This is a genomic window from Nocardia cyriacigeorgica, from assembly GCF_010868145.1.
Classification (GTDB): Bacteria; Actinomycetota; Actinomycetes; order Mycobacteriales; family Mycobacteriaceae; genus Nocardia; species Nocardia cyriacigeorgica_D.
Genome location: NZ_JAAGUY010000016.1, coordinates 100,846 through 126,031 on the forward strand (window position 1 = coordinate 100,846; position 25,186 = coordinate 126,031).

17 protein-coding genes and 1 pseudogene are annotated in these 25,186 nt (G+C 68.6%); 11 read left to right on the forward strand and 7 right to left on the reverse strand.

The window, feature by feature from the left end; genetic code table 11:
* Positions 1–10: 10 nt before the first annotated feature.
* Both GV792_RS19140 and GV792_RS19145 read right to left on the reverse strand, forming a co-directional pair.
* The gene (locus GV792_RS19140; RefSeq protein WP_163825518.1) at positions 11–1,393 is read right to left on the reverse strand and encodes an alpha/beta-hydrolase family protein; all 1,383 of its coding nucleotides are present in this window, start codon (positions 1,391–1,393) and stop codon (positions 11–13) included.
* Positions 1,394–1,612: 219 nt separating this feature from the next.
* On the reverse strand, positions 1,613–2,413 hold the full coding sequence (locus GV792_RS19145) for a hypothetical protein (RefSeq protein ID WP_256673849.1): 801 nt from the start codon (positions 2,411–2,413) through the stop codon (positions 1,613–1,615).
* Positions 2,414–2,575: 162 nt separating this feature from the next.
* Here GV792_RS19145 and GV792_RS19150 point away from each other — a divergent pair, with 162 nt between their 5' ends.
* From GV792_RS19150 to GV792_RS19160, 3 genes are all read left to right on the forward strand, one after another.
* Entirely contained in the window at positions 2,576–3,829 is a 1,254-nt protein-coding gene (locus GV792_RS19150) for a sensor histidine kinase (RefSeq protein WP_163825519.1), read from the forward strand.
* 80 nt (positions 3,830–3,909) lie between these two features.
* The gene (locus GV792_RS19155) at positions 3,910–4,575 is read left to right on the forward strand and encodes a response regulator (protein WP_163825520.1); all 666 of its coding nucleotides are present in this window, start codon (positions 3,910–3,912) and stop codon (positions 4,573–4,575) included.
* A gap of 143 nt (positions 4,576–4,718) precedes the next feature.
* On the forward strand, positions 4,719–7,115 hold the full coding sequence (locus tag GV792_RS19160) for a serine/threonine-protein kinase (RefSeq protein ID WP_163825521.1): 2,397 nt from the start codon (positions 4,719–4,721) through the stop codon (positions 7,113–7,115).
* 97 nt (positions 7,116–7,212) lie between these two features.
* On the opposite strand, the gene GV792_RS19165 is transcribed toward GV792_RS19160, so the two are convergent.
* From GV792_RS19165 to GV792_RS19175, 3 genes are all read right to left on the reverse strand, one after another.
* The gene (locus tag GV792_RS19165; protein WP_163825522.1) at positions 7,213–9,705 is read right to left on the reverse strand and encodes an FtsX-like permease family protein; all 2,493 of its coding nucleotides are present in this window, start codon (positions 9,703–9,705) and stop codon (positions 7,213–7,215) included.
* The gene (locus GV792_RS19170) at positions 9,702–10,409 is read right to left on the reverse strand and encodes an ABC transporter ATP-binding protein (protein WP_163825523.1); all 708 of its coding nucleotides are present in this window, start codon (positions 10,407–10,409) and stop codon (positions 9,702–9,704) included. The genes GV792_RS19165 and GV792_RS19170 overlap by 4 nt, the downstream gene beginning before the upstream one ends.
* A gap of 84 nt (positions 10,410–10,493) precedes the next feature.
* A complete protein-coding gene (locus GV792_RS19175) occupies positions 10,494–10,814 on the reverse strand; it encodes a hypothetical protein (RefSeq protein WP_163825524.1) in 321 nt (106 codons plus the stop codon).
* A 205-nt stretch (positions 10,815–11,019) separates the two neighbouring features.
* Here GV792_RS19175 and GV792_RS19180 point away from each other — a divergent pair, with 205 nt between their 5' ends.
* The 7 genes and pseudogenes from GV792_RS19180 to gatB all read left to right on the forward strand — a co-directional run bounded on the left by GV792_RS19180 (position 11,020) and on the right by gatB (position 20,764).
* A complete protein-coding gene (locus GV792_RS19180; RefSeq protein ID WP_163825525.1) occupies positions 11,020–12,411 on the forward strand; it encodes a sensor histidine kinase in 1,392 nt (463 codons plus the stop codon).
* Positions 12,412–12,440: 29 nt separating this feature from the next.
* The gene (locus tag GV792_RS19185) at positions 12,441–13,091 is read left to right on the forward strand and encodes a response regulator (protein WP_163825550.1); all 651 of its coding nucleotides are present in this window, start codon (positions 12,441–12,443) and stop codon (positions 13,089–13,091) included.
* Positions 13,092–13,169: 78 nt separating this feature from the next.
* A pseudogene (locus tag GV792_RS30460) lies at positions 13,170–14,018 on the forward strand (serine/threonine-protein kinase); the annotation flags it as partial.
* 1,646 nt (positions 14,019–15,664) lie between these two features.
* The gene (locus GV792_RS19200; protein WP_256670607.1) at positions 15,665–16,567 is read left to right on the forward strand and encodes a hypothetical protein; all 903 of its coding nucleotides are present in this window, start codon (positions 15,665–15,667) and stop codon (positions 16,565–16,567) included.
* 153 nt (positions 16,568–16,720) lie between these two features.
* Positions 16,721–17,755 carry an ATP-dependent 6-phosphofructokinase gene (locus tag GV792_RS19205; protein ID WP_163825527.1) on the forward strand — a complete coding sequence of 345 codons (1,035 nt, stop codon included), beginning with the start codon at positions 16,721–16,723 and terminating at the stop codon, positions 17,753–17,755.
* Between the two features lie 36 nt (positions 17,756–17,791).
* Positions 17,792–19,189, forward strand: coding sequence for an alpha/beta hydrolase family protein (locus GV792_RS19210; RefSeq protein ID WP_175583095.1), 1,398 nt, complete (start codon positions 17,792–17,794; stop codon positions 19,187–19,189).
* A 66-nt stretch (positions 19,190–19,255) separates the two neighbouring features.
* Positions 19,256–20,764, forward strand: coding sequence for an Asp-tRNA(Asn)/Glu-tRNA(Gln) amidotransferase subunit GatB (gene gatB / locus GV792_RS19215; protein WP_163825528.1), 1,509 nt, complete (start codon positions 19,256–19,258; stop codon positions 20,762–20,764).
* A gap of 123 nt (positions 20,765–20,887) precedes the next feature.
* On the opposite strand, the gene GV792_RS19220 is transcribed toward gatB, so the two are convergent.
* Positions 20,888–22,000: a PQQ-dependent sugar dehydrogenase gene (locus GV792_RS19220; RefSeq protein ID WP_163825529.1), complete on the reverse strand. Its 1,113-nt coding sequence runs from the start codon at positions 21,998–22,000 to the stop codon at positions 20,888–20,890.
* Positions 22,001–22,134: 134 nt separating this feature from the next.
* Between GV792_RS19220 and GV792_RS19225 the strand changes: the two genes are divergently transcribed.
* Complete coding sequence (locus tag GV792_RS19225) at positions 22,135–23,028, forward strand: DoxX family protein (RefSeq protein WP_163825530.1); 894 nt, start codon at positions 22,135–22,137, stop codon at positions 23,026–23,028.
* A 197-nt stretch (positions 23,029–23,225) separates the two neighbouring features.
* On the opposite strand, the gene ilvD is transcribed toward GV792_RS19225, so the two are convergent.
* Complete coding sequence (gene ilvD, locus GV792_RS19230; protein ID WP_163825531.1) at positions 23,226–25,067, reverse strand: dihydroxy-acid dehydratase; 1,842 nt, start codon at positions 25,065–25,067, stop codon at positions 23,226–23,228.
* Positions 25,068–25,186 lie beyond the last annotated feature (119 nt).

Sequence of the window (25,186 nt, forward strand, 5' to 3'; positions counted from 1 at the left end):
CAACCCCGGATCAGCAGTCGGGCAGTGCGGTGCCCTGGTCCACGCCGTAGCGGTGACCGTGACCGGGCGGCGCGTCAAGGGCGGCGAGCAGATCGGCGGTCGTCTGTACGAAGCTGACGACGGGCAGCCAGCGCGGGATCGGGGCATCGGCCCGCGCACCGCGCAGGTCCGGGGCGCGCCACAGCAGCGACGGCGACCAGTGCACCACCGGATCGGAGGTATTGGCCAGCACGGTCGCGCCGGTGCGGTGGACGTCACCCGCGGGCGGTCCGGCCCACAACACCGAGCAGGTGCGACGATCCTGATCGGCGTCATCGGTGAAGATGGCGCTGCCACCGAGTGCGCCGAGACTCTGTCCGTAGATGTGCAGGCGCGGCTTGATCTCCATGGTGGCGATGCGTTGCTCGACGGCGGTGAACAGGGCGCGTGCCGAGGTGACGGCGGCCTCGCGACCGAAGGCGAACGTCACCCAACTCGGTGCGTAGGAGTACTGCAAGCCGACCAGCGCGACGTCGCCGTCGAAACGTTGGTCGAGACCGCGGATCGCGTTGGCATCGATCCAGCCCGACCCGGTCGGCACCGCGATCACCACATGCGAACGTCGCAACCCACCGGAGCGCTCCAGCTCGTCAACGGCAAGGGCGACGCGGGATTCCAGATCGGGCGCCGACGCCAACCCGACATACACGCGGACGGGCCCCTGCGGTGCGCCGGAGACGAAACGCCTGCCCTCCGCACCCAACGACGGCCAGCTGACCGCCGAGTCGGCACTACCCGATCGGGTCGCCGAGACCGGCCGCGCCACGGTCGGATCGATGGTGGCATTGGCCGTGGCGTAGGCACCGCGCCGCCAGTCGACGGCCGAGGGCACACCGACGAACCCCAGCACCGCCGCTGCTACCACGGCAGCCGCTAGGGCGCGCGTGCGCCCGAGAGTGCGCACCACCCAGCCGATCCCGCGGGTGACGCCATAGAGCACACCGGCGATCACCGTCGCCCCGACCGCGCACCGCAGCCAGTAGTCCGGCCCGATCGCCGCCGTGCCCATCGCGGTCCGCAGCTGGTTCTGCCAGTGACCCGCGTGCCCGGCGGCACCGATCACGAGTAGTGCTGTCACTCCGAATACGGGCGTCCGCAATCGAGGCCGGGCCCATGCCGCCCCGCACCGCCGCATGACGAACCGCACCACCCCAGTGATCCCGAGCATCGCCGAGATCAGCAGCCCTGTCAGGACCGCCTGCGCTATCGGCGTGCGCGGCAGCAGGCCAGGGGCGAGCGACATCAACGCACCGATGCCGATGGCGATCGTGGTGCCGACGCGTGGTGCGCGGGTGGATTCGCCCAGCTTGCGGAGTAGGAGGCGCCCGCCGAGAACTCGATTCCGACGGCGCATGTACGCAGCTGTTCGAGCGCGATCGGATCGTACGGACGCCCGATCCAGCCGAAGCGAACTCTGATGTTCGACACCGGCATTCGGGGCGGCGAACCGGTGATCACCATTGCCTGGACGGTTCAGTGTTGTGGAATCGCTCATCGTGCAACCTCTGCTGTGCCGATAGTGATGTCGGTATGCGTTCGGTGGAGCCGGAAAGGTCCGGTCGTGGGTCGGTTGTCAGGTCACCGGTACGGCAACCGCGGACCACGACCGATGTCCGGTCGACCGATGGTGTGTGGCACCGCGACGCCCACGGGCGACCACGACCGCACCGGCCGCCGAGATGGCTGCGATCGCGGTCCCGCCGATCAACCACGGCCGGACAGGGGAATCCGCCGCCCCCGCACCGAGAAACGATTCGGTGACCGGCACCCCGTAGTCCTGGCGGCGCGAGTTCAGGTCGACGACGGTGTCGGCGACGCCCGCCATGACGTGGCACCGGCCGCGGGCGAACGAGCCGGTGCGCGCGTCGCACGCCAGGCTCATGCGGTCGCCGAGCGTTCGGTCGAGGGCCTGCCGAGCCCACGGTCCGAGCGGTGCGCCCTGTCGATTCGCGTAGCGCAACAGGTCGTAGCCGAGATCGTGTGCCTTGCAGGCAGTCTCGAACTCGGCAGGCAGCGGCACCGGCGACGAGCAGTCACCGTGCGGGTTGAGCAGCAGACCGTCGACGACCGCAGGGCGGTAGCCCATCACCGCGGCGAACTCATCGGGGATGGCTGCGGCGGAACCGGGGCCGCCGGAGGTCAGGTCGGCGACGGCGTCGGCGGCCGAAGTGTTTTCCTGGGCAGGCGCCTCACTGGCTGCCTTGGTGGCGGGCGCCAGCATGACGGTCGCCGCCATGGTCGTCAGCGCGGCGGCGGTCAAGGCGGCGACGCGGCCCATCCGTGGCCGTGCGGATCCGGGGGCCGGATGGGCTTGTTCGGCCGGCGTCGACGGGCGGATACCGCGACGGGCGCTGGTCGGTGTGCTCATGATCATCGACGCTAGGAATGGGCGGCCTACCCGGGCGTCCCGCCGAGGAGCGGTTCGCCACCCGTGCCACCGGGGGAGCATCGGCAGGCCCTACCACCGGGGTAGGGGGTCGGAATTCACCCGCGAGTATGAGGCCGGGCGGGGCCTGGAGTTCCTAGGGTCGTAGCTATGACGGACCAGACTGTCGCTACGACCGACCTCAGCACTCCCGCCGCCCGGCGCCGCGCCTGGATGCGGCAGCTGAACGGCCGGATGTGGTTCGACCTGTTCACCGTGTTCGCGGCGCTGGTGCTGTTCACGGTGGCCTGGCCGACGCTGCATCTCACCCATGACGTACCCGGCGCGGTCGAGCCGTTCCTCGCCGCGCTCGCGGCCTTCCCAGTGCTGCTGGTCCGGATCAACCCGGCCCTCGGCTGGGCGATCTCGGCGGGTTCGGCGCTGGTGATCGCACTGGCCATCCCGAATCAACCAGGCAACGACCTCCCCTTCCAGGTGGTGCACATCATCGCCTTGCACGTGCTGCTGTTCGCGGTGGCGTTGCGGGCGTCGGTGCCGATGATCGCGGTGGTGTGGGGTGCGACCTCGCTGCTGCTCGGCACCACCATGGCCGACGGTGCGTTCTCGGAGTCGGTGTGGGCGTGGCCGGTGTCCTTCGGCGCGATCGTGCTGTTCGCGCTGCTCATCCGGTGGCTGGTGCAGTCGCGCAAACTGCTGACCCAGCAGGAAGAGGCCAATGAGCTGGAACGGGCGCGACGCGCGATTCTGGAGGAGAAGGCCCGCATCGCGCGTGACCTGCACGATGTGGTGGCCCACCATATGTCGCTGGTGGTGGTTCAGGCCCAGACCGCGCCGTACCGGGTCGCGGGTGTCACCCCCGCCGCGCGGGACGAGTTCGAATCCATCGGCGCCACCGCACGCGAAGCGCTCAACGAGATCCGCGGCATGCTCGGGGTGCTGCGCAGCGACGGTCAGCTGCCCGAGCACGCACCGCAGCCCACCGCTGCCGATGTCGAGGCGCTGTTCATCGGTGCGAGCCGCGCCGGTGTCGCGATCGACTGGAATATCGACGGGCTGCTGTCGGCGGTCTCCGACACCACCGGCCTCGCGTTGTACCGGATCGCGCAGGAATCGCTGTCCAACGCATCCAGGCACGCACCCGGCGCCCCCGTGCACGTACAGATCACCGCGGCCGCCGACGTGGAGATCGTGGTGACCAACGATCCCGGCGCCACCCCGGCGCGACCGGTCGGCAATGGCGGGCACGGCATCACCGGTATGCGCGCACGGGCACTGGCCGGCGGTGGGGAACTGACCGCCGGTCCGCGCGCCGACGGCGGCTTCGAGGTGTGTGCCCGGCTGCCGCTCGTCGCGGGTGGGGTGCTCGGCGCGATGGAACTGGGCGACGTCACTTCGGCCGGTTGATCGCGACGCGTGCTCGGCCGGAGAGGAGTGGAGATCCCCACGGGTGACATCGGCTCGCGCGCGGGAATTAGGGTGGGCGCGTGGCTATAACGGTTCTGATCGCCGATGACCAGGCGATGGTGCGCCAGGGCTTCGGCGCCCTGCTCGCCGCCCAACCCGATATCAGCGTGATCGGTGACGCGCCCGACGGGAAGGTCGCGGTGGCGGAGGCCAAACGGCTGCGGCCCGACGTGGTGCTGATGGATGTGCGCATGCCCGAGATGAACGGCCTCGACGCGGCCCGTGCCATTCTCGCGGCCGGGTTCGATCCGCCGGTGCGTGTGCTGATGCTCACCACCTTCGATATCGACGACTACGTCTACGAGGCGCTCAGCATCGGCGCCAGCGGATTCCTGCTCAAGGATGCCCCCGCCGACGAGCTGGTCCGGGCGGTGCGAGTGGTGGCCGATGGTCAGGCTCTGCTCGCGCCGACGGTCACCCGCCGCCTCATCGCCGATGTCACCAGCAGGCGCGCCGCTGCCCGCGTCAAACCCGCGCCCGCCCTGGCCGGGTTGACCCCGCGGGAGCGGGAGGTGCTCGAGCTGATCGCCAAGGGCATGTCCAATACCGAGATCGCCGAGGCCCTCTTCGTCGCCGAGCAGACGGTGAAGACGCACGTATCGAAGGTGTTCGCCAAACTCGATCTGCGCGACCGGGCACAGGCGGTGGTGCTCGCCTATGAATCGGGACTCGTCACCCCCGGCTGATCCGGTCGGCCCGGAGGCCGTTGTGAAGCGTCACCATGTAGTGCCCCGGATCAGCCGCGATCGGGCGCTGCTGATCTGTGCGAAATATCCGCCCCGATGCCCGGTAGGCTCACGGGGCCGTCTGTCACCGGAAGGGGGTCGCATTGCTCAACAGCGGTGACGTTTTCGCCGGGTTCACCATCGAGCGACTGCTCGGCCAAGGGGGTATGGGATCGGTCTACCTCGCCCGTCATCCCCGGCTGGACAAGCAGACCGCGCTCAAGCTGCTGAACCGGGACCTGTTCGCCGATGCCTCCGTGCGCGCGCGTTTCGAGCGCGAGGCCGATTTGGCCGCGCAGCTGGATCACCCGAGCATCGTCGCCGTCTACGACCGCGGTACCGAGGCCGACCAGCAGTGGATCAGCATGCAGTACATCGATGGGGCCGACGCGTCATCGGTGAATGCGGTGACCCTGCCGCCCGAGCGCGCGGTGCAGATCATCGAGGGAGTAGCCGATGCGCTGGACTACGCCCACGGCATCGGCGTACTGCACCGTGATGTGAAGCCCGCCAACATCTTGCTCGCGCGTTCCGTCGCCGGGCACGGCGAACGGGTGTTCCTCACCGATTTCGGCTTGGCCCGGTTGCGTGCGGAAACCACTCAGCTCACCCAGCAGGGTATGTTCACCGCGACCCTCGCCTTCGCCTCGCCCGAGCAGATGACGGGCTCAGCACTCGACCATCGCTCGGACCAGTATTCGCTGGCGTGCACGCTGTACTGGCTGCTCACGGGTATGGCGCCGTTCGATTCGCCGAACCCGGCCGACATCATCCACGGCAACCTGCAACTGGCGGCCCCACCACTCGCGGTCAAACGCCCCGGGCTGTCACCGTCTCTCGACGCGGTGCTGGCAGTGGCCATGGCCAAGCATCCAACCCACCGTTTCGGCACCTGCGCCGAGTTCGCCGCGGCCGCGCGCCACGCACTGAGCAATCCGGGGTATCAGCCGGTCCCGGCCCGCGGCGCGCCACCGGCGGCCTATGGTGCGCCGGGCGTCTCCGCATATCCGGCTGTGCCGCAGGCCGGGGGAGTACCGGGCAACGCGCCGATGCCGCATTATCCGCAGGCGGTGCCGCCGGGGCACCCGGCCCAGCCGGTGATTCCGCCGGCACATCCGGGCCAGCCGGTCGCCGCGCCTGCGCCCGCCGCCTACGCGGCCCCGCCGGCCGGTTCGATGCCGCCCCCGGAAGCTGTCGTGCCGCCTCCTGTCGTCGTGCAACCGCCTGCGGACACCTATGGGGAGGCCGATGTCGTCGTGCCGGACGGACATCGCGCGGGATCAGTGCTCGCGGCCGGGTCGGAGTTCGCAGTGTCGCCCGAGCCATCTGATGCCAGGGGGCAGCAGGACGGCGTTGGTTCTTCCGTGGAAAGCGGCGGGCAACACGCTGATTCGGCGTCGGCTGCGGAATCTTCCGGGCCGCGGGCGATGTCGGTGGGCGCCGGTCCTGCGGGTGCATCCGATGCGCGACCCGAAACGGTGAGCCCCGGATCCGACAGCGGACCAACCGCGAACGATCCCGTCGGTGGTGGCGTAGGCGGCGGTGCGGGTGGCGACGCTGGTGCCCGTGACGTCGACGAGGCCGCCGACCATCCGACTACCGAGACCGAGCACGCCGGTCAGGGTGGGTCGTCGTTGCGCATCACCGGCGAACCGCCGCAGATGGGCCCCGGGGGTGGCGCACCGGCGGGGAGCCCAGCCGTCCCAGGCGGTCAACCGATGGCCGCGCCGTCCGGACAGCCTCAGCCTGCGCCCAACGGCGGTCCGGGCTACGGCGGCCCGCCGCAATACCCGCCGAACCAAGTTCTCGGGCAACGCTTTCCGGTGAAGCGCGGCGCAAGCCCGGTGTTGATCGCGATCCTCTCGATTGCCGGCCTGCTCGTGGTCATGCTGGTGCTCGCCCTCGTGGTGATCGTCGTCGGCGGCGACGACGAAGGCGGCGAATCGGATTCGGCGGTCTCGACCTTCACCCCGGCGAAAGACATCACACCGCAGGAAGATCCGGTAGAGCGCAGCAGACGCGTCTTCCCGAGCCTGCTCCCGCAGGGCACCGCGGACAGTGGGCAGGGCTACCAGGGCGCGATGTGCACGGCCTACGAACCCGACGATCAGGTACGAATCGAGGACGACGCGCTGTCGTCACGGCCCTGGCAGACGGTGTGGGAATGCCGGCGCCGGGTCGAATCCGACGCGCATATGAGCTACACGATCGTGGTGTACGACAGCGCCGACGACGCGCGCGCCGTGCTGGGCGAGCTCCCGCCGAGTTCCCGCAGCACCGGCGCGAAAAGTGGTGCACCGTATACCGCCTACCACTGGATCGAGCCCGAACCACCCGGTCCGCTCACCACCACGCACATGGTCGTCGGCTTCGGCGGCGGTGACCCCATCCGCGCCAATGCCCTGATCACGGTGGGCTACACGGGCCCGATCGCCGACGAATTCGGCCGCCTGTCCGGGGAGAACGCGGTCATGCAATGGTGGGCCGACGCACCGCTGTAGGCGCGCCACGACGTGAGATCCCGATCCATCGACATGGGCGTCGCAGAAGAGCCGGCCCGATGCGCAATGCAGCGCACCGGGCCGGGTTCGTAGCGAATCAGTCGACTGCCAGCGCCTCGACGATCGGCATCCGCGCCGCGCGCAGCGCAGGCGGGATCGAGCCGAGCAACGCCAGCAGCATGGCGATCGTGCCGTAGACCAGCAGCAGCGGGCTCGGCTGCCAGACGATGTCGATGGTCATGGCGTGGCCGATGGCAGTAGTGGACAGATACTGAACCACGATGCCGACGACAAGACCGATCGCGGCGCCCGTGATACCGATGCCTGCCGCTTCGGCCAGCACCGAACGCAGCAGGAACTTCCGTCCGGTGCCCATAGCGCGCAGGACACCGAGTTCCCGGCGGCGATCCAGCACCGACAGCATCAGGGTGTTCAGCAGTGCGACGGTGGCTACCAGCACCACGATCCACAGGATGGCGTTACTCATCGAGGTGCCCTGGCGCAAGCTGGCCGAGATCGCGGCCACTGCTTCCTCGCCGGTCTGGATACTCAACTCGGGCCCGGCCAGCTCCCGGATCGCGGCTTCGGCCGCCGCGGGATCCACGCCCGGCTTCAAAGCGATACCGATGATCGTTTCTCCGGGCCGCTGGTACCACTCGTGCAGTCGCGAAATGTCCATTACGACGATGCCCGAGATGACCGAGAAGTACGGGATCACCTGTACCACCCGCACGGTGTGGTCGCCGGTCGGGGTCGGCAGTGTCAACTCGTCACCGACGTCGGCCCCCAGCGAGCGCGATACGTCCCGGGAGAGCACAACGCCCGCACCGGAACCCATCTGCGCGGCGCTGTCCGGGCTGATCGAACTCTGTACCTCGGTGACGACATCGGAGGGATAGCCCTGCAACATCACCCGCCCCGTGCCGAGGGTCGCGAATGCCATCTGCCCGGCGCGAGCCTCGTCGACCTCGGGCAGCGCCGCGATCTTGTCCACCAGACCTTCGGGCAGCAGCGGACCGGTCGGGAACTGCTCCATCGACACCGGGCTCACGTAGAGGTCGGTATCGCCGAGATCATCGAATGAGGCTGTCGCCGAGTCGACCATATTGCTCGATGCCCCACCCATCGCGACGGTGGCCGCGACGCCGATCATCACCGTCATCATCGTCGCCCACACTCGGCGCGGCGCACGCTCGAGCGTGGTCGCCCCCAGTGCGCCGGGTGCGCCGAACCAGCGCGACACCACTGCCGCAGCACGCACGATCGGACCGGTCGCGGCGAAACACAGCGCCACCGACGCGGCGAACGACATCGAGATGGCGGCCAACGAGTAGCGTCCGAGATCGGTCCGCGCGATGATCACCGCCGCGACGGCCAGCCCTACGCCGAGAACGGCGGCGCTCCAGCGCAACACCGGACTAGCCGCATCGCTGCGCCCGACGCCGATCGGCACCAGTGCCTCGATCGGCTGCACCTTGTACACCTGACGTGCGGCGATACTCGCCGCCGCAACACTGGCCAGCACGCACGCTGCGATTGCCAGCGGTACGGCGTAGCCGGGCACCATGTATTCCGTGCGAGCCTCGACCGATTGCACGATGGCGGCGGGCAGCTGCTCGATCGAGACCCGACCCATGAAGATGCCGACCACGGCTCCGACCGCCCCGCCGAACAACCCGAGCAGCGCCGCTTCGACCAGCAGATCGCGGACCATCGGGCCGCGTTTGCCACCGATGGCGCGCAGCAACGACAGGGTGGGTCTGCGTTGCGCCACGGCCATACTCATGGCGTTGTAGATCAGGAACGCCGACACGATCAATGCTGCTGCCGAGGCCATCAGCGTCGAATACCGCACGATCATGACCGCGCCGCCCGCCTGGGCGGTGCGCAATCCGGGGTCGGCGACCACCGCGCGGCCGTCGACCGTGTCGGTCAACGCCTCACGGAGGGCAGCGATATCGGTGTTCGGCGCGGCGAGGATCTGGATCGAATCCAGCCGGCCGGCCCGATCGGTGATCTTCTGCGCGAGTGGCAGCGGCGCGGCCACGATATGGCCGGAGTTGAGCTTGCTGGAGGTCTCGGCGTCGAGTACGCCCGCGACGGTGACCTCGACCGATCCCAACCGGAATCGCTCACCTTCCGATCGTCCGATTCCGGAGCCGACAAGCACACCGTTGGGGACCGAGAGCAGTTCGGCCGCTCGAGCGCTCATCGGACCGGCGAGTTCGCTACCGAGTGCGGCCACCGAGGCGTCGGAGCCGATCAGCATGGCCCGATCGTCACCGGTACCGATCTGCGTGCGCATCATCGGCACTGCCCGATCCACACCCGGTGTGGTGGCGATCGGTGCAAGTAGCTCCTGCTCGAAGCCCGCGTCGGTGACACCGGTGATCTCGAGGACGGCGTGGCCGCCGAGCCCGCGGGTCAGCTGGTCGACCGAGCCGGTCACCGAACCGGAGATGCTGAGCACCGACACCAGCAAGCCTGCCGATACTCCCATCACCGTCAGCGACATCAAGGTGCGGCCACGGTGGGCGAGTAGCTCGCCGATATTGAACAGCCGTAGCCGATCCCAGGCGGCGCCGATCATGCGTTGACCGTCCGCTCGGCGCGCTCGTCGGAGCCGATTGTGCCGTCACGCAGGGTGATCACCCGGTCGCAGTAGCGCACCGCGCCCATATCGTGGGTCACCATCACCACCGAGTTGCCCGCACCGGCGACGTCGCCGAGCAGTTCGAGGATGGAGGCACCGGTCTTGGAATCGAGGTTGCCGGTGGGCTCGTCGGCCAGGATCAGTGGCGGATCCATGATCAGCGACCGCGCCACCGCCACACGCTGCATCTGACCGCCGGACAGCTCCGCGGGCCGATGCTCGGCCCGCTCCGACAAGCCGACCCGCTCCAGCAGTTCCAGCGCGCGCGGCTTGGCCTTGCGCAGTCCGGTTCCGTCGAGCAACTTCGGGATGGCGACGTTCTCCCAGGCCGACAGCGTCGGTAGCAGGTTGAAGAACTGGAACACGAAACCCACGCGATGCCTGCGGAACTCGGACTGACGCTCTTCGCCGAGGCTGCCGATCTCTTCGCCCTGGAAGCGGATCGAGCCGGAATCGGGGCTGTCGAGTGCGCCGAGCAGATGCAGCAGAGTGCTCTTGCCCGAGCCGGAGGGCCCGATGATCGAGGTGAACTCGCCCGCGGCGATATTCAGGCTGATCCCGTCGAGGGCACGTACCACCTGGTCACCGACGAGATACTCCTTGTTGACGTTCGACAGTTCCAGCACGGCTGGTTGCGTCATCGCGTTCCCCGCCCTCTCTCTAGCGTGTATTCCGTTGGGTACGTGCGACTTCTCATCGCACATCCGGGATCGGCCGGTGCGACGCTACCGTGCCATCGCCGCGGGCGCGCTCGGGTGGCGTCGACTCGGTGCCTCGAGCAGTGCATGCAGTTCGGGCTGCTCCGTGCACAGCTCGAGGTACGCCTCGAGTGGGGACTGACCTCGGTCGAAGGCCCCGTCCAGCTTTGTCTCGAGGTGGAGATTCCACCGGTTGCGCAAAGCCAGCAGCAGTCCGGCCGGGCCGCCGAAGAGGCGGTCGAGGTCGGGCAGGCCGTCGAACAGATCGGGGCGGCTCGGGTCGGCCGCAGCGCGTGCGAGCACGGTGTGCATGATGTCGGTGCGGGTGTGATGGTCTTCCCAGGTCATGGCTTCTGGCCTTTCGTGAGCTGGGCCTTCGGTGGTCCGGTGTGGGGTCGATCCACGCCACTCGAGAGCGTGGATTTCACGCTACAAACGCGGCGTCGTCGTTGTCGTCGTGCCAGAGACGAGAATCTGTCTCCTACCGTGGGCGGAGCCGAGGACCGTTTCCGGGACGATGTACCGGCGGTGGCCGGGCGAATATCCTGACAGGATGAGTGCGAGCAGCGTCACACCCCCGCCGGGCTATGCCGGCCCGGTGACGCCGTTCCGGGAGAGCGGACGCGTCCGCGACCGGATCGTGGCGTTCGTGCGCAGTCCGCGGGCGGTATTCCGCCGCAACCTGGACGAGCTGCCCTACGACTATCCGCCCGCGGTGGTCATCAGTTCCGATGTGGCCTTCTTGGCCATCGGTATTGCCGCGTGTGTACAGCGCCACGAGTACTTCCCCTCTGTGCTGCCACTACTGGCGCTGCTGCTGCTGTTCAAACCGCTGCCGCTGTTCGCTTTCCTCGGTATCGTTCCGTCCCCGATGCAATTGGGCAGCACCGCGATGGTCGCGACCGCGCTGTATCTCATCCAACCCGTGCCCACCGATATCGCGCCGTTCGTGCTCGTCATCTCGGTCGGGGAGGTCGCGGCGATCTCGTCGAAACGGATGAGTGCGCTGTACGCCGCGCTCGCGATCGGTCTGCTGGTCGCCTTCGACCTCTTCGGCCGGGTGGGGTGGGACGCGAACCCGCAGCCGCTCGAGGGATTGCCCATGTACTCGCTCGGTATCCTGCTGGGCTGGATGGTCGGTGTGATGCTGCAATCGCAGCGCCGATTCCTCTATCAGGAACGCGAATACCAGGGCATCCGTGCCGCACAGGCAGCCGCCGAGGAGCGTCGGCGGATCGCGCGCGAGGTGCACGATGTCATCGCGCATTCGCTCAGCGTCACGTTGCTCCATCTCACCGCCGCGCGGCACTCCCTGCAAACCGATCGCGATGTCGACGAGGCGGTCGACGCGCTGACCGACGCCGAACGCCTCGGCAGGCAGGCAATGGCCGATATCCGGCGCACCGTCGGCCTGCTTGACGCCGGGCCGACCAAGCACCTGGCAGAACCGAGCGCCGAGGACATCGGCGCGTTGGTCGAGGATTTCGCGCGGGCCGGGCTGCCGATCGATGCCGAGATAACCGGCGACCTCGACGCGGTCTCCGCGGCCGTGGGGCTTGCCCTCTACCGCATCGGACAGGAGTCGTTGGCCAATGTCGCCAAGCACGCCCCCGGCGCGACGGTGCGATTCCACCTGACGGTCGACCCGGCCACGGTCACCATGCTGGTCGCCAACACCCTGCCCGAACGTTCGCTCGCACGGGTTGGCGCGGGAATGGGCCTGACCGGTATGCGACAGCGGGCCGAAATGCTCGGTGGCCGCATGACCGCAGGCCCTGACGGTGACGGCTGGTCGGTTGAGGTGCGATTCCCGCACACCCCCACTCGGCACGGTGTGATGTGCGAATGGCTGGCCGCCGGACTTCCGGTCCGGATGGAGCGGCCCGGCCGGCCCGGGCGTGATGTGGCGTTCGGCCCTGGTGCGACAAGTCAGGAGAACAGGTGACCTCTGCGGCAACGGAGACCACGACGGCGGTGCTCGTGGTCGACGACCAGGAGTTGGTCCGCGGCGGATTGCGCCGGATCCTGCGCCGCAGGGACGGATTCGTCATCACCGAATGCGCCGACGGCGACGAGGTGGTGTCCGCACTCGCTGCCGGGCGGCCCGACGTGATCCTGATGGATCTGCGGATGAAACGGGTCGGCGGTATCGACGCCACCCGGCTGGTGCGCGCCCGTCCCGACGCACCCCCGGTGCTGGTGCTGACCACCTTCGACGATGATCAGTTGCTCTCGGGTGCACTGCGCGCGGGCGCGGCCGGCTTCATCCTCAAGGACTCCCCGGCCGAAGATCTCATCCGTGCCGTGCGTACGGTGGCCACCGGTGGAGCCTGGCTCGATCCGGCGGTCACCGGCCGGGTGCTGTCGGCCTACCGCACGGTGCGCCCCGCGGCGCCGTCGGATGCCAGGCTCGCCGAGCTGACCGCCCGCGAGTACGAGGTGCTCGAGCTGATCGGCCGCGGCCGGGTCAACGCGGAAATAGCTCGTGAACTCGGCATCTCCGAGGTCACCGTGAAAAGCCATGTCGGACATATATTCGGCAAGCTGGATCTGCGTGATCGGGCTGCCGCGATCGTGTTCGCGTTTGACCACGGGGTGGTCTCACCAGGACAATCCACTGTTTGACGGGCAGGTTCCGGTTTCCGGCCGCGCGGTCGGAGGCGACAGCGACCACCGCCCGGGAGTGGAGGATTGACACCGGTGGTGGCACCTGGGTCCGAAGTGGGAAAACGGTTCGGACCGTACGAGTTGCGGTCGTTGCTGGGCAAGGGGGGTATGGGTGAGGTCTACGAGGCCTACGACACGGTCAAAGACCGGGTAGTCGCGGTCAAGCTGCTCTCCGACGAGCTGGCCCAGGATCCGGAGTATCAGGTCCGGTTCCGGCGTGAATCGCAGACGGCAGCGCGGCTGGCCGAACCGCATATTATCCCGATCCACGACTGGGGCGTGATCGACGGCCGGCTGTTCATCGATATGCGGCTGGTGCCAGGCTCCGACCTGCGCACCATCCTGCGGACCAGCGGTGCCCTGAACCCGCACCGCGCGGTCTCGATCATCGAGCAGATCGCCGCGGCCCTGGACGCCGCGCATGCCGACGGGCTCGTGCACCGCGACGTCAAACCGGCCAACATCCTGGTCACCGAGGCGGACTTCGCCTATCTCGCCGATTTCGGTATCGCCCACACCGAGGGTGACAGCGCCATCACCATGGTCGGTGTCGCCATCGGCTCCTACACCTATATGGCGCCGGAGCGCTTCGATATCGGCCCGGTGACCGGACGCGCCGATATCTACTCCCTCGCCTGTGTGCTGCACGAATGCCTCACGGGCGCGTCACCGTTCCCCGCGGCGAGTATGAGCGTGCTGATCCGCTCCCATCTGGCCGAACCACCGCCGCGCCCGAGTGTGCAGCGCACCGGTATCCCCGCTGCCTTGGACGCGGTGATCGCGCGTGGGATGGCAAAGGACCCGAAGGACCGGTATCCGACGGCGGCGGAACTGGCACGCGCCGCGCGGGCCGCGCTCCCCGCGGCGGCCGGATCTGCGGCCGCTGGTTCGGCCGCGCCCGGTTCGGCGCCCGCGACCGGTGGGTTCGCGCGATTGGTGGTGCGCCCGCCGGATCCGTCGCGGACCGGCGAGATGAGCGCGGTGACGCCGGAGTCGACCGGCGAGCTGTCCTTGCCCGTCATCCGCCCGAGCGGACCCACCGAGGTCAGCCTGACCGAAACCCAGTTCACCCTCCCCACCCAGGAAATTCCGGTCCGGCCCCGGGGCGCGTCGGGTACCGGTCCGGTACCGCAGGTGCGCACCTTCCCGGATGCGCACCTGTACGAGGGCGCGCAGTTGCATCCCGCGGTGGACCCGGCCGCGCGACCCGACGCAGACGACTACTCGGGCTCGGCCTTGTACCCGCCCAGCGAGACGACCCGCGTCTACGGTGCCGCCGAATCCGCGCCGACCGGAGGGGGACAACCCGGCCGCGACGGCGGCGCGTACCCAGCGGACCAGGAGACACGGTTCTACGGTGCCGGCGGATTCGGTGGTCGACCGGACGGCAACGATCGAGGATCCGGCACGGGGTCGGCCGGCGGCTATCCCGCCGATCAAGCGACCCGGATCTACGGCGCGCCCGCGGATCCGCCACCCCCTGGTGCCTCGCCCGGTTACTCCTCGTCACCCGGCCACCCGCAGCCCGCCGGTTACGGTGCACCCCCGCCCGATCCGTACGGCGAACCCGCTTCCGGATACGGCGCGGCACCGGATCCGCGCGGTGGCTACGGCAACGATTACGCAGCCGATCAGGGCGGTTACGCCGAGTCCCCGCCCGCCGGGTATCCGCCGGGCGGCTCTGCCGGCTACCAACCCGATCCGTACGCCCAGGACCCCTACGCCCGCGACCCCTATGCCACGCAGGGGCGCCGCCGTTCGGTCGCGATGCCCATCCTGATCGGCGTGCTGTCGGTGGCGATCATCGCCGTCGGCGCGGTAGTCGGCTGGCAGATGTTCGAATCCGGCGATTCGACAAAGACCGCCGCCCACTCTTCCGGTTCCGCCACGACTTCCGCGAGTCCGCGCACGAGTGCCGCGACCGGGACGAGGACGACGACCACCTCGACAGCACCGACTCCGGTCGCGTTGCCGCCGGGCGCCCGCCCGTGCGGCGCGGCGCCGCCGCTGGCGACCCCCTTCGCCAACGCGGCATCGGGCACGGCTGTGACCAGTTGTGAGTTCGCTGAAGAGGTGCGTACGGCCTACGCCGAGGCTGCGAGTGGGCCGGGCGGCGCGCCCGTGTCCGTGGTCGCCGCCAGCCCGATCACCGGACGGACGTACACCATGAACTGCTTGGGGCAGAACGGACTGGTCACGTGCACCGGTGGTGATAACGCCGTGGTCTACGTGTACTGACGTAGCGCGCGGGCTCCGGATCCGCGGAGCCGGGTGAGGTCCGGCTGTCGACCCGCCCGGCTGTGTCCTGATGTCGCCGGCGTGCGACTTTCTCGGTCAAACGTCCAGAACGTGTGGCGACGAGATCTGTTGTGCGTAACCGGGTTCGGGCGCGCGCGATCGGGTATTCTCGGCGCCCCGGGGACGTCACCGCAGCAACGCAAGAGGCGAACCGGGCGCCCAACAAGTACGGTTTCCGGATGCTGCACCGACACCGAGACCGGGGGGAGATCGCAACCAGAATGTGTCGAAACATGTCAACTGAACAAGCGGGGCGCTTCCCGACGCTGCGACGGAAGGCGGCCCTGTTCGTCGCCGTGCTGACGGCGCTACTCGTGGTCTCCTGCGGGAGCGAATCCGAGCCCGGCGCACCGGCGATGCCGAGCGTTACCGAGGCCGCGGCCAAGGCCGAGCACGAAGGCCTGTCGATCACCGTTCCCGGGACACTGGCCGCCGATATCGCCGAACTGACGAAGAACCAGCAGGGACGGCTGGGATTGGCGATCATGCCGGTCGGCGGGCAGAGAGTGGTGACCTTCGGTGACTGGACCACCGGTCCGGCCTGGTCGACGATGAAGGTCCCGCTGGCCATCGCCGCACTACGCAAGAGCCAGGGCAGCCCGTCGTATTCGACGACCGCGGCGATCACCGCCTCCGACAATTCCGCCGCCGACGCGCTGTGGCAGTCGCTGGGCAGCCCGCAGGAGGCGGCCCAGGCGGTGCAGGCGGTGTTGCGTGAAGGCGGCGACGCCACCACCACCGTTCCCGCCATCAAGGCCCGAGCCGAATTCTCGGCCTTCGGCCAGTCCGAATGGGCGCTGGCCGATCAGGTGCGCTTCGCCTCCCGACTGCCGTGCCTGGCGGAATCGGCGGACGTGGTGTCCTTGATGGGCCAGATCATTCCGAATCACCAGTGGGGACTCGGCTCGGTCTTCGAGACCGTCGATTTCAAGGGTGGTTGGGGGCCCGACTCCGAAGGCGCCTACCTGGTCAGGCAATTCGGCCTGGTCCCCGCGCCCGGCGGGCAGATTGCCGTCGCCTTGGCCGCCGAGCCCGCGTCGGGCAATTTCTCGGACGGGATGAGCACGCTCAATAAGATGGCCACGTTGATCTCGCAGCATCTCGGCGAACTCAGCGGCGGTCAGTGTGCGGCCTGAGTCGTCAGGGCCCGGAGACGGCAGCGGAGCGTAACCACGCAGGGGCCCGGCTCGGGCCAAGATCCACCACAGCCTGAGTCGCTTGGTCACTGTTACCCACCGTTCACGGGGGCGGGGCTCCATCGGACCCGAATGCGAGGCAAGATAGCGGCCATGCGCATCGGAGTCTTGACCGGAGGCGGAGACTGCCCAGGGCTGAATGCTGTGATCCGCGCCGTCGTACGCACCGCGAACGGGCGTTACGGTGACGCGATCGTCGGCTTCCAGGATGGCTGGCGCGGCCTACTCGAGGATCGCAAGATCCAGATCCAAAACGACGACCGTACCGACCGCCTGCTCAACAAGGGCGGCACCATGCTCGGTACCGCCCGCACCAACCCCGACGTGCTGCGCGAGGGGCTGGGCCGGATCCAGCAGACCCTCGACGACAACGGCATCGAGGCGCTCATACCGATCGGCGGCGAGGGGACGCTCACCGCGGCCAGCTGGCTGTCCGATGAAGGTGTGCCCGTTGTCGGCGTGCCCAAAACCATCGACAACGACATCGACTGCACCGACGTCACATTCGGCCACGACACCGCGCTCGCCATCGCCACCGAGGCCATCGACCGCCTGCACACCACCGCGGAATCGCATCAGCGGGTCATGCTGATCGAGGTCATGGGGCGACACGCGGGCTGGATCGCCATCCACGCCGGTATGGCGTCGGGCGCGCATCTGACACTGGTGCCCGAGGTTCCGTTCGATGTGCAAGAGGTGTGCGCGATGATCAAGCGCCGCTTCCAGCGCGGCGACAAGCATTTCATCTGCGTCGTCGCCGAAGGCTCGCATCCCGCGCCCGATTCCGGCTTCACCCTGCGTGAGGGCGGTATCGACGAATTCGGCCACGAGCGCTTCACCGGTGTCGCCCAGCAGCTCGGTGCGGAGATCGAGCGCCGGATCGGCAAGGAAGTCCGCACGACGGTGCTCGGCCACGTCCAGCGGGGCGGCAGCCCCACCCCCTACGACCGGGTGCTGGCCACCCGCTTCGGCCTGCACGCCGCGGAGGCGGTGCACGCCGGGCACTTCGGACAGATGGTCGCCCTGCGCGGCACCGAGATCGGCCTGGTACCGCTGTCGGAGGCGACCAAACAGCTCAAGCGGGTGCCCGCCGAGCGATACCAAGAGGCAGAGGCTTTCTTCGGCTGACCCGCATCGACGGCCGCGCGCAGTACTGTGATCGTCATGCGTGCGCGACGAGTGGCGGTACTGGTGCTGTCGGTAGTGGCCGCAATGGTGGTGGCCGGGTGCTCGGACGACGGGTCCGATTCCGGCGCAGGCACCGAGAACCCGGTGCGCGGTGACTGGCACGGCAAGATCGACGTGCCGGGTCAGCCACTCGAGATCGGCGTGAACTTCGAATCCGCCGACAGTGCGACCATCGACATCCCGTCCCAGGGCGCCGCTGATGTCCAGCTCAAAGATGTCACCGCGGAACCGGATCGGGTGGAATTCACCATTCCCGACATACCGGGCGATCCGAAGTTCCACGGCACCTACGACGCGGGCGCGTCCCAGATCACCGGCGACTTCACCCAGTCCGGCCAGACATTCAAGCTGGTCATGCAGCCGGGCCCGATCGCCCCCGCGGCGCGCCCGCAGGAGCCGAAACCGCCGTTCCCGTACGTGTCCGAGGATGTCGGCTACACCAGCGGCGACATCACCATCGCGGGAACGCTCACGAAACCCGCAGGTGACGGCCCGTTCCCCGCGGTGGTGATGCTCACCGGTAGTGGACCGCAGGATCGCAACGAAGAACTGTTCGGGCACAAGCCGTTCCTGCTGATCTCGGACACGCTGACCCGAGCCGGTTACGCCGTTCTCCGCACCGATGATCGCGGTGTCGGCGGTACCTCCGGCACGCTCGAGGACGCCACCTACGACGACCTGGCAGGCGATGCTGTCGCGGGGATGGACTACCTGCGCACCCGCGCCGATATCGACCCGGCCCGCATCGGCCTGTTCGGGCACAGCGAGGGCGGCTATCTGGCGCCGCTTGTCGCCACCAAGCCCGGCAGCGACCCCGCCTTCGCGATCCTGATGGCAGGCCCGTCGGTCCCCGGCGGCGATGTGCTGATCGAACAGAACCGTGCACTGTTCGAGGCGAACGGTGCGTCACCGGAGGAAACCGATGCGCAGGTCGCCTACATCACCGACCTGACCACTGCGATGCGTGCCGGTGATCTCGACGGTGCCCGCGAGGTGGCGCGCACCCACAACCAGACGCTGCCGGAAGACCAGCGCATGACCGAAGAGCAGATCGACGGCTTGCTGACCCCGTCGATGACGTCGTTCATGACCTACGACCCCGCGCCCGCCCTGTCGGCGCTCCGGGTCCCGGTGCTCGCCTTCTTCGGCAGCAAGGATCTGCAGGTACTGCCAAGCCAGAACGAGCAGCCCATGCGCGATCTGCTCGCAGGCAATCCCGACGCCACCGTGCACACCTTCCCCGAGCTCAACCACCTGATGCAGCCGGCCGGAACCGGATCGCCCAGCGAATATTCGACGATCGAGACCACGGTCTCGCCCGAGGTGCTCGACTTCGTCGAGGCCTGGCTGACCCAGCGGGTACCGACGAAGTAACAGCCCGGCGTCCGTGCCGCGGACCGTCGGCACAAGCATGCACGGCCCTTACATAGACTGTTCGCCATGAGCGCACCTACCGTCGAGCTGATGGATTACGCCGATGTCGTGACCAGGTACGAGCCGGTGCTGGGCATGGAGGTTCACGTCGAGCTGTCCACCGCGACCAAGATGTTCTGCGGGTGCCCCACCGAGTTCGGCGCCGAACCGAATACCCAGGTGTGCCCGGTATGTCTCGGCCTGCCCGGGTCGCTGCCGGTGGTCAACGAGTCGGCGGTCGAATCGGCCATCCGCATCGGTCTGGCCCTGAACTGTTCGATCACCCCATGGGGCCGGTTCGCGCGCAAGAACTACTTCTACCCGGACCAGCCGAAGAACTATCAGATCAGCCAGTACGACGAGCCCATCGCGACCGAGGGGCACCTCGATGTGGTGCTCGACGACGGCAGCATCTTCCGCGTCGACATCGAACGTGCGCATATGGAGGAGGACACCGGTAAGTCGGTGCATGTCGGTGGTGCCACCGGTCGTATCCACGGTGCCAGCCATTCGCTGCTCGACTACAACCGTGCCGGTGTGCCGCTCATCGAGATCGTCACCAAGCCGATCACCGGTGCGGGGGAGCGGGCGCCGGAGGTGGCGCGCGCCTATGTCACGGCGCTGCGCGATCTGCTGAAGTCGCTCGAGGTCTCCGACGTCAAGATGGAGCAGGGGTCGCTGCGCTGCGATGCCAACGTCTCGCTCATGCCGGTGGGGGCCACCGAATTCGGTACCCGCACCGAAACCAAGAACGTCAACTCACTGCGCAGCGTCGAGGTCGCGGTGCGGTACGAGATGCGCCGCCAGGCCGCCGTGCTGGCTTCCGGTGGTTCGATCGTTCAGGAGACCAGGCATTTCCATGAGGCCGACGGCTCCACCTCGCCCGGTCGCCGCAAGGAGACCGCCGAGGACTACCGCTACTTCCCCGAGCCCGATCTGCGCCCGGTCGCCCCGGACGCCGAGTGGGTCGAGCAGTTGCGCACCACGATCCCCGAGTACCCGTGGCTGCGCCGGGCCCGGATCCAGTCCGACTGGGGTCTGTCGGATGAGGTGATGCGCGACCTGGTGAACGCGGGCGCGCTCGATCTGATCATCGCCACCGTCGATGCGGGCGCACCGGCCAACGAGGCGCGTTCCTGGTGGGTCGCCTATCTCACCGAGAAGGCCAAGGAGCGCGAGGTCGCGCTGGAGGATCTGCCGATCACGCCCGCGCAGGTGGCCGAGGTGATCAAACTTGTCGAGGCCAAGACGGTGAATAACAAGGTCGCCAAGCAGGTCGTCGATTTCGTCCTCGCCGGCGAGGGTGATCCCGCGCAGATCGTGGAGAGCAAGGGCCTCGGCATGGTCAGCGATGAGGGCGCCCTGCAGGCCGAGGTCGACAAGGCACTGGCCGCCAATCCCGATATCGCCGACAAAATCCGCTCCGGCAAGGTGCAGGCGGCGGGCAAGATCGTCGGCGATGTCATGAAGGCCACCCGCGGCCAGGCGGATGCCGCCCGCGTCCGGGAACTGGTGCTGGCTGCCTGCGGCGCCTGACGGGTCCAGAAACGCCACAACTCCCGCTCGTGCGATGCACGGGCGGGAGTTGTGTTCTGTACAGCCATAGCCACCGATATCCGATCACGACGCATTCGCGCCGCGATCGGATTGGCGCCCGGATCAGTCCGGCCCGCCTCCACCAGCGGCAGGCGGCGGAATACGAACCACGCGGTCATCGAACGGACCCGGCGTGCCGCCCTCGTTCTTGTTGACCGTCGACACCCAAATGGTGCCGTCACCACCGGAGGCCGCGCCGCTGAGTTGGCCGTACTTGTCCTGGGCGACGAGCGTGGGGGCTGCGGTGACCGCGTGGGTATCCGGGTCGGTGACGGCCAGCGCCAACGCCTTCGCGCCGGTCAGCGAGATCGCCACACCGTCGGCAGCGGCCGTGCATCCTGCGACGCCGGGCCGATCGGGCCAGGTCCAGGCCGTGGTGATCGCGCCGTCGGGTGCCAGCCGTTGTAGCCGATCCTCGGCGGGAGTGCGGTCGGTGATCCAGACGCCGTTGGTGCTGTCGAGGCAGATATCGCCCGCGGTGCCGATACCGGAGATCACCACCTCGGGTGTCGCCGAACCATTCGCGCTGGGTGAATTCACCCGCAGCAGCTTGCCCGCCAGCGACGACTGCGCCGCGGCCGCGCCCGGATCACCCGCATCGCCGGTCAGCACCAGCATCCGATCCGGTGCGGTGAACTCGATAGCGCCGCGATTGCCGGTGGCGCCCTTCGGAATTCCGGTCAGTACCGGCTTCGGCGGGCCGCCGCCCTGCGCGATACGGACCACCCGATTGTCGCTCGGGGTGGTGATGTAGGCGTAGAGCAGGCCGTCCTCACCGTAGGTGGGGGACAGGGCGAGGTCGGTGAGCCCGCCGTCGCCGGAACCGTCCACGTCGATCTGCGCGATCTCCACCGGCGGCTGCTCGGGCACCACCTGCATGATGCGCCCTGTTCGGCGTTCGGTGACCAGTGCCGAACCGCCGAGGGAGATCAACCCGCCGGTGGTGTCCAAGCAGGTGGCGACGACCGCCGGGTCGGGGTCGATGCACGGCCCGCTCGGCCGGGTGGTCGAGGTCGGTGGCTGGCCGGGCTTCTTCGGGTCGATATTGGCCCCGTGCAGTGTCGGCTCCGGCGTGAACGGACTGGACGCGGAGTCGTCGAACCGCGCGCAGCCTCCCAGCAGCATCGAGCCGAGCACCACCCCCACCACCAAGCGCCTCGCGCCAACCGACTTCATACCCCAAACGTAACGGAAACCTCCGCCCGCGCGCCTGTCGCGGGTGCACACGGGGTGTGGCCGAAACACGTCAATCGAACACGCCGTCGCGCGAGAGGGTTAACCGCCGGGCCCGCGCGGCTTAGGCTGACAGGGTGAGTGACAAGTCGAAAGACGAGCCTGAATCCGCCGCGAGCACGGCGGAGCAGCGGGCGGTGTCAACGTCGGAGGGCGGCGTCGGCAGCCCCTACGATTCACCGACCGGCGAGTTCCCCGCGGTGGGCGACGAACGTCCGAAGATGACCAAGCAGATCCCGCGTACCGACGAGGAGTTAGGGCTGGACCCCGACGTCGACGCACCCAGCTCCGGCGCCGCGACTGCGAAGAGCTCCGACCCGGATGCGAAGAGCTCCGACCCGGACGCCACCTACGCCTACGCGAGCATTCCGCCCGCTGCCGCACCGCCCGCTGGCGCGGCCACCAACCGGGTCCGCCGCCGCAACGGTGAGAACAGGCGCGGCACCCTCGATCTCGGTCTGTTCCTGCTGCGGCTCGTCGTCGGCGGCACATTCCTCTACCACGGCATGCAGAAGCTCGCCGGCTGGTTCGACGGCCCCGGTATTGATGGCACCCGCGAGATGATGGAGAAGGGCGGCTGGGACCATCCGTCACTGTCGGCGGCGATGCTCATCGCCGGTGAGGTCGGCGGCGGCATCCTGCTGATCCTCGGTCTGGCCACCCCGCTGGCCGCCGGTGCGGTGCTGGCCGTCATCCTCGACGCGTGGGCCTTGAAGCAGGGCATGCACCGCGACTTCCAGTACACGATGGGGCCCGGTGCGGTGGAGCTCGAGACAATTCTCGCCGGTACGGCCGCGGTCATCATCCTCACCGGCCCGGGCCGCTGGGCGCTCGACCGCAACCGCGGCTGGGCCACTCGGCCTGCGTGGGGCTCGTTCGTGGTGCTGCTTCTCGCCATTGCCGCTGCCGCTGGTGCGTGGTGGTACCTACACGGCGGCAACCCGTTGGTCGGCGTCGGCCCCTTCGACTGAGCTGTTCCGCCTCTCCGCGATTCTTGCCGGTCGTGGGCGCCGCAGGCCTGCCGTCGCTGGCCGGCGGCGACGTAGCGGGATCGGTTTCGGGCGTACCCGGTGAGTTGCCCGGATTCTCGTGACATCAGGTGCGGCGTTCCGAAACGCGAAGAGCGGCGCCCCGCGTAGTTGAGAGGGGCGCCGCTCTCGTCTCGTCGTTACTTCACGTAGCGTACGGCGCCCTTGTCGGCCGAGGTCGCCATGGCCGCGTACGCCCGCAGCGCGGTCGTCACCGGACGTTCCCGCGCCACCGGCTGCCACGGATTCTCCCGCGCGTCCATCTTGGCGCGGCGCTCGGCGAGCACGGCGTCGTCGACGAGCAGTTCGAGGGTGCGGCTGGTGACGTCGATGCGGACCTGATCGCCGTCCTCCACCAGTCCGATGGCGCCGCCGCTGGCCGCTTCGGGGGAGATATGGCCGATGGACAGGCCCGAAGTACCGCCGGAGAACCGGCCATCGGTGATGAGCGCGCACTCCTTGCCGAGGCCTGCGCCCTTGAGGAATGCGGTGGGGTGCAGCATCTCCTGCATACCGGGACCACCGGCGGGGCCCTCATAGCGGACGACGATCACATCGCCGGGCTTGATCTTCTTGCCGAGGATCACCGACACGGCTTCCTCCTGGGATTCGACCACCACGGCCGGACCCTGGAAGGTGAACAGCTCCTCGTCGATGCCCGCGGTCTTGAGGATCGCGCCGTCGGGGGCGATATTGCCGCGCAGGACGACCAGGCCGCCCTCCTCGGTGTAGGCGTGCTCGAGATCGCGGATGCAGCCGCCCTCGGCATCGGTGTCCAGCGACGACCAGCGGTTCTCGGTGGAGAACGGCTCGGTGGTGCGGACCCCGCCCGGTGCGGCGTGGAACAGCTCGACCGCCTCGTCGGAGGCCTTGCCGGAACGGATGTCCCAGGAGTCGAGCCATTCGTCGAAGCTCGAGGTGTGCACCGTGGTGACGTCGGTTTCCAGCAGACCGGCGCGGCGCAGCTCGCCGAGCAGGGCGGGGATGCCGCCGGCGCGGTGCACGTCTTCCATGTGGTAGTCGGAGTTCGGCGCGACCTTCGACAGAGTCGGCACCCGGCGGCTGATCTCCTCGATGGTGTGCAGATCGAAGTCGATCTCACCCTCCTGTGCGGCGGCGAGGATGTGCAGCACGGTGTTGGTGGAGCCGCCCATCGCGACATCCAATGCCATCGCGTTGCGGAAGGCCTTGGCGTTGGCGACATTGCGCGGCAGCACCGACGCGTCGTCCTCGCGGTACCAGCGGTTCGCGATATCGACGATGACCGTGCCAGCCCGCTCGAACAGGGCGCGGCGCGCGGCGTGGGTGGCGAGGGTGGAACCGTTGCCGGGCAACGCGAGTCCGAGGGCCTCGGTGAGGCAGTTCATCGAGTTCGCGGTGAACATGCCGGAGCAGGAACCACAGGTCGGGCAGGCGCTGCGTTCGACCTCGTCGAGCCCTTCGTCGCTGACGGCGGAGTTGGCGCTGGCCGAGATCGCCGTGACGAGATCGGTCGGTGCCTGCGCGACACCGCCGACGACGACGGCTTTACCGGCCTCCATCGGACCGCCGGAGACGAACACCGCCGGAATGTTGAGCCGCATGGCGGCATTGAGCATTCCCGGGGTGATCTTGTCGCAGTTGGAGATGCACACCAGCGCGTCGGCGGTATGCGCGTTGGCCATGTACTCCACCGAGTCGGCGATGATCTCGCGGCTCGGCAGCGAGTACAGCATGCCGCCGTGGCCCATCGCGATGCCGTCATCGACGGCGATGGTGTGGAACTCACGGGGCACGCCACCCGCGGCGCGCACGGCGTCGGCGACGATCTCGCCGACATCTTTCAGGTGCACGTGCCCTGGCACGAATTGGGTGTAGGAGTTGGCGATGGCCACGATCGGCTTGCCGAAATCGGTGTCGGTCATACCGGTGGCCCGCCACAGGGCGCGCGCGCCCGCGGCATTGCGGCCGATGGTGGTGGTTCGTGAACGAAGCGGTGGCATGGGTGTCCTCGGTCGGGTCGCGGGGGCTGATGTGCGACAACGCTGAGCGATTCGGCGGTCCGGCCGGGTTGCCCGGCGGTCCGGCCGATGCGCGGCTCGGCGCTTGTCCACGTTACGCC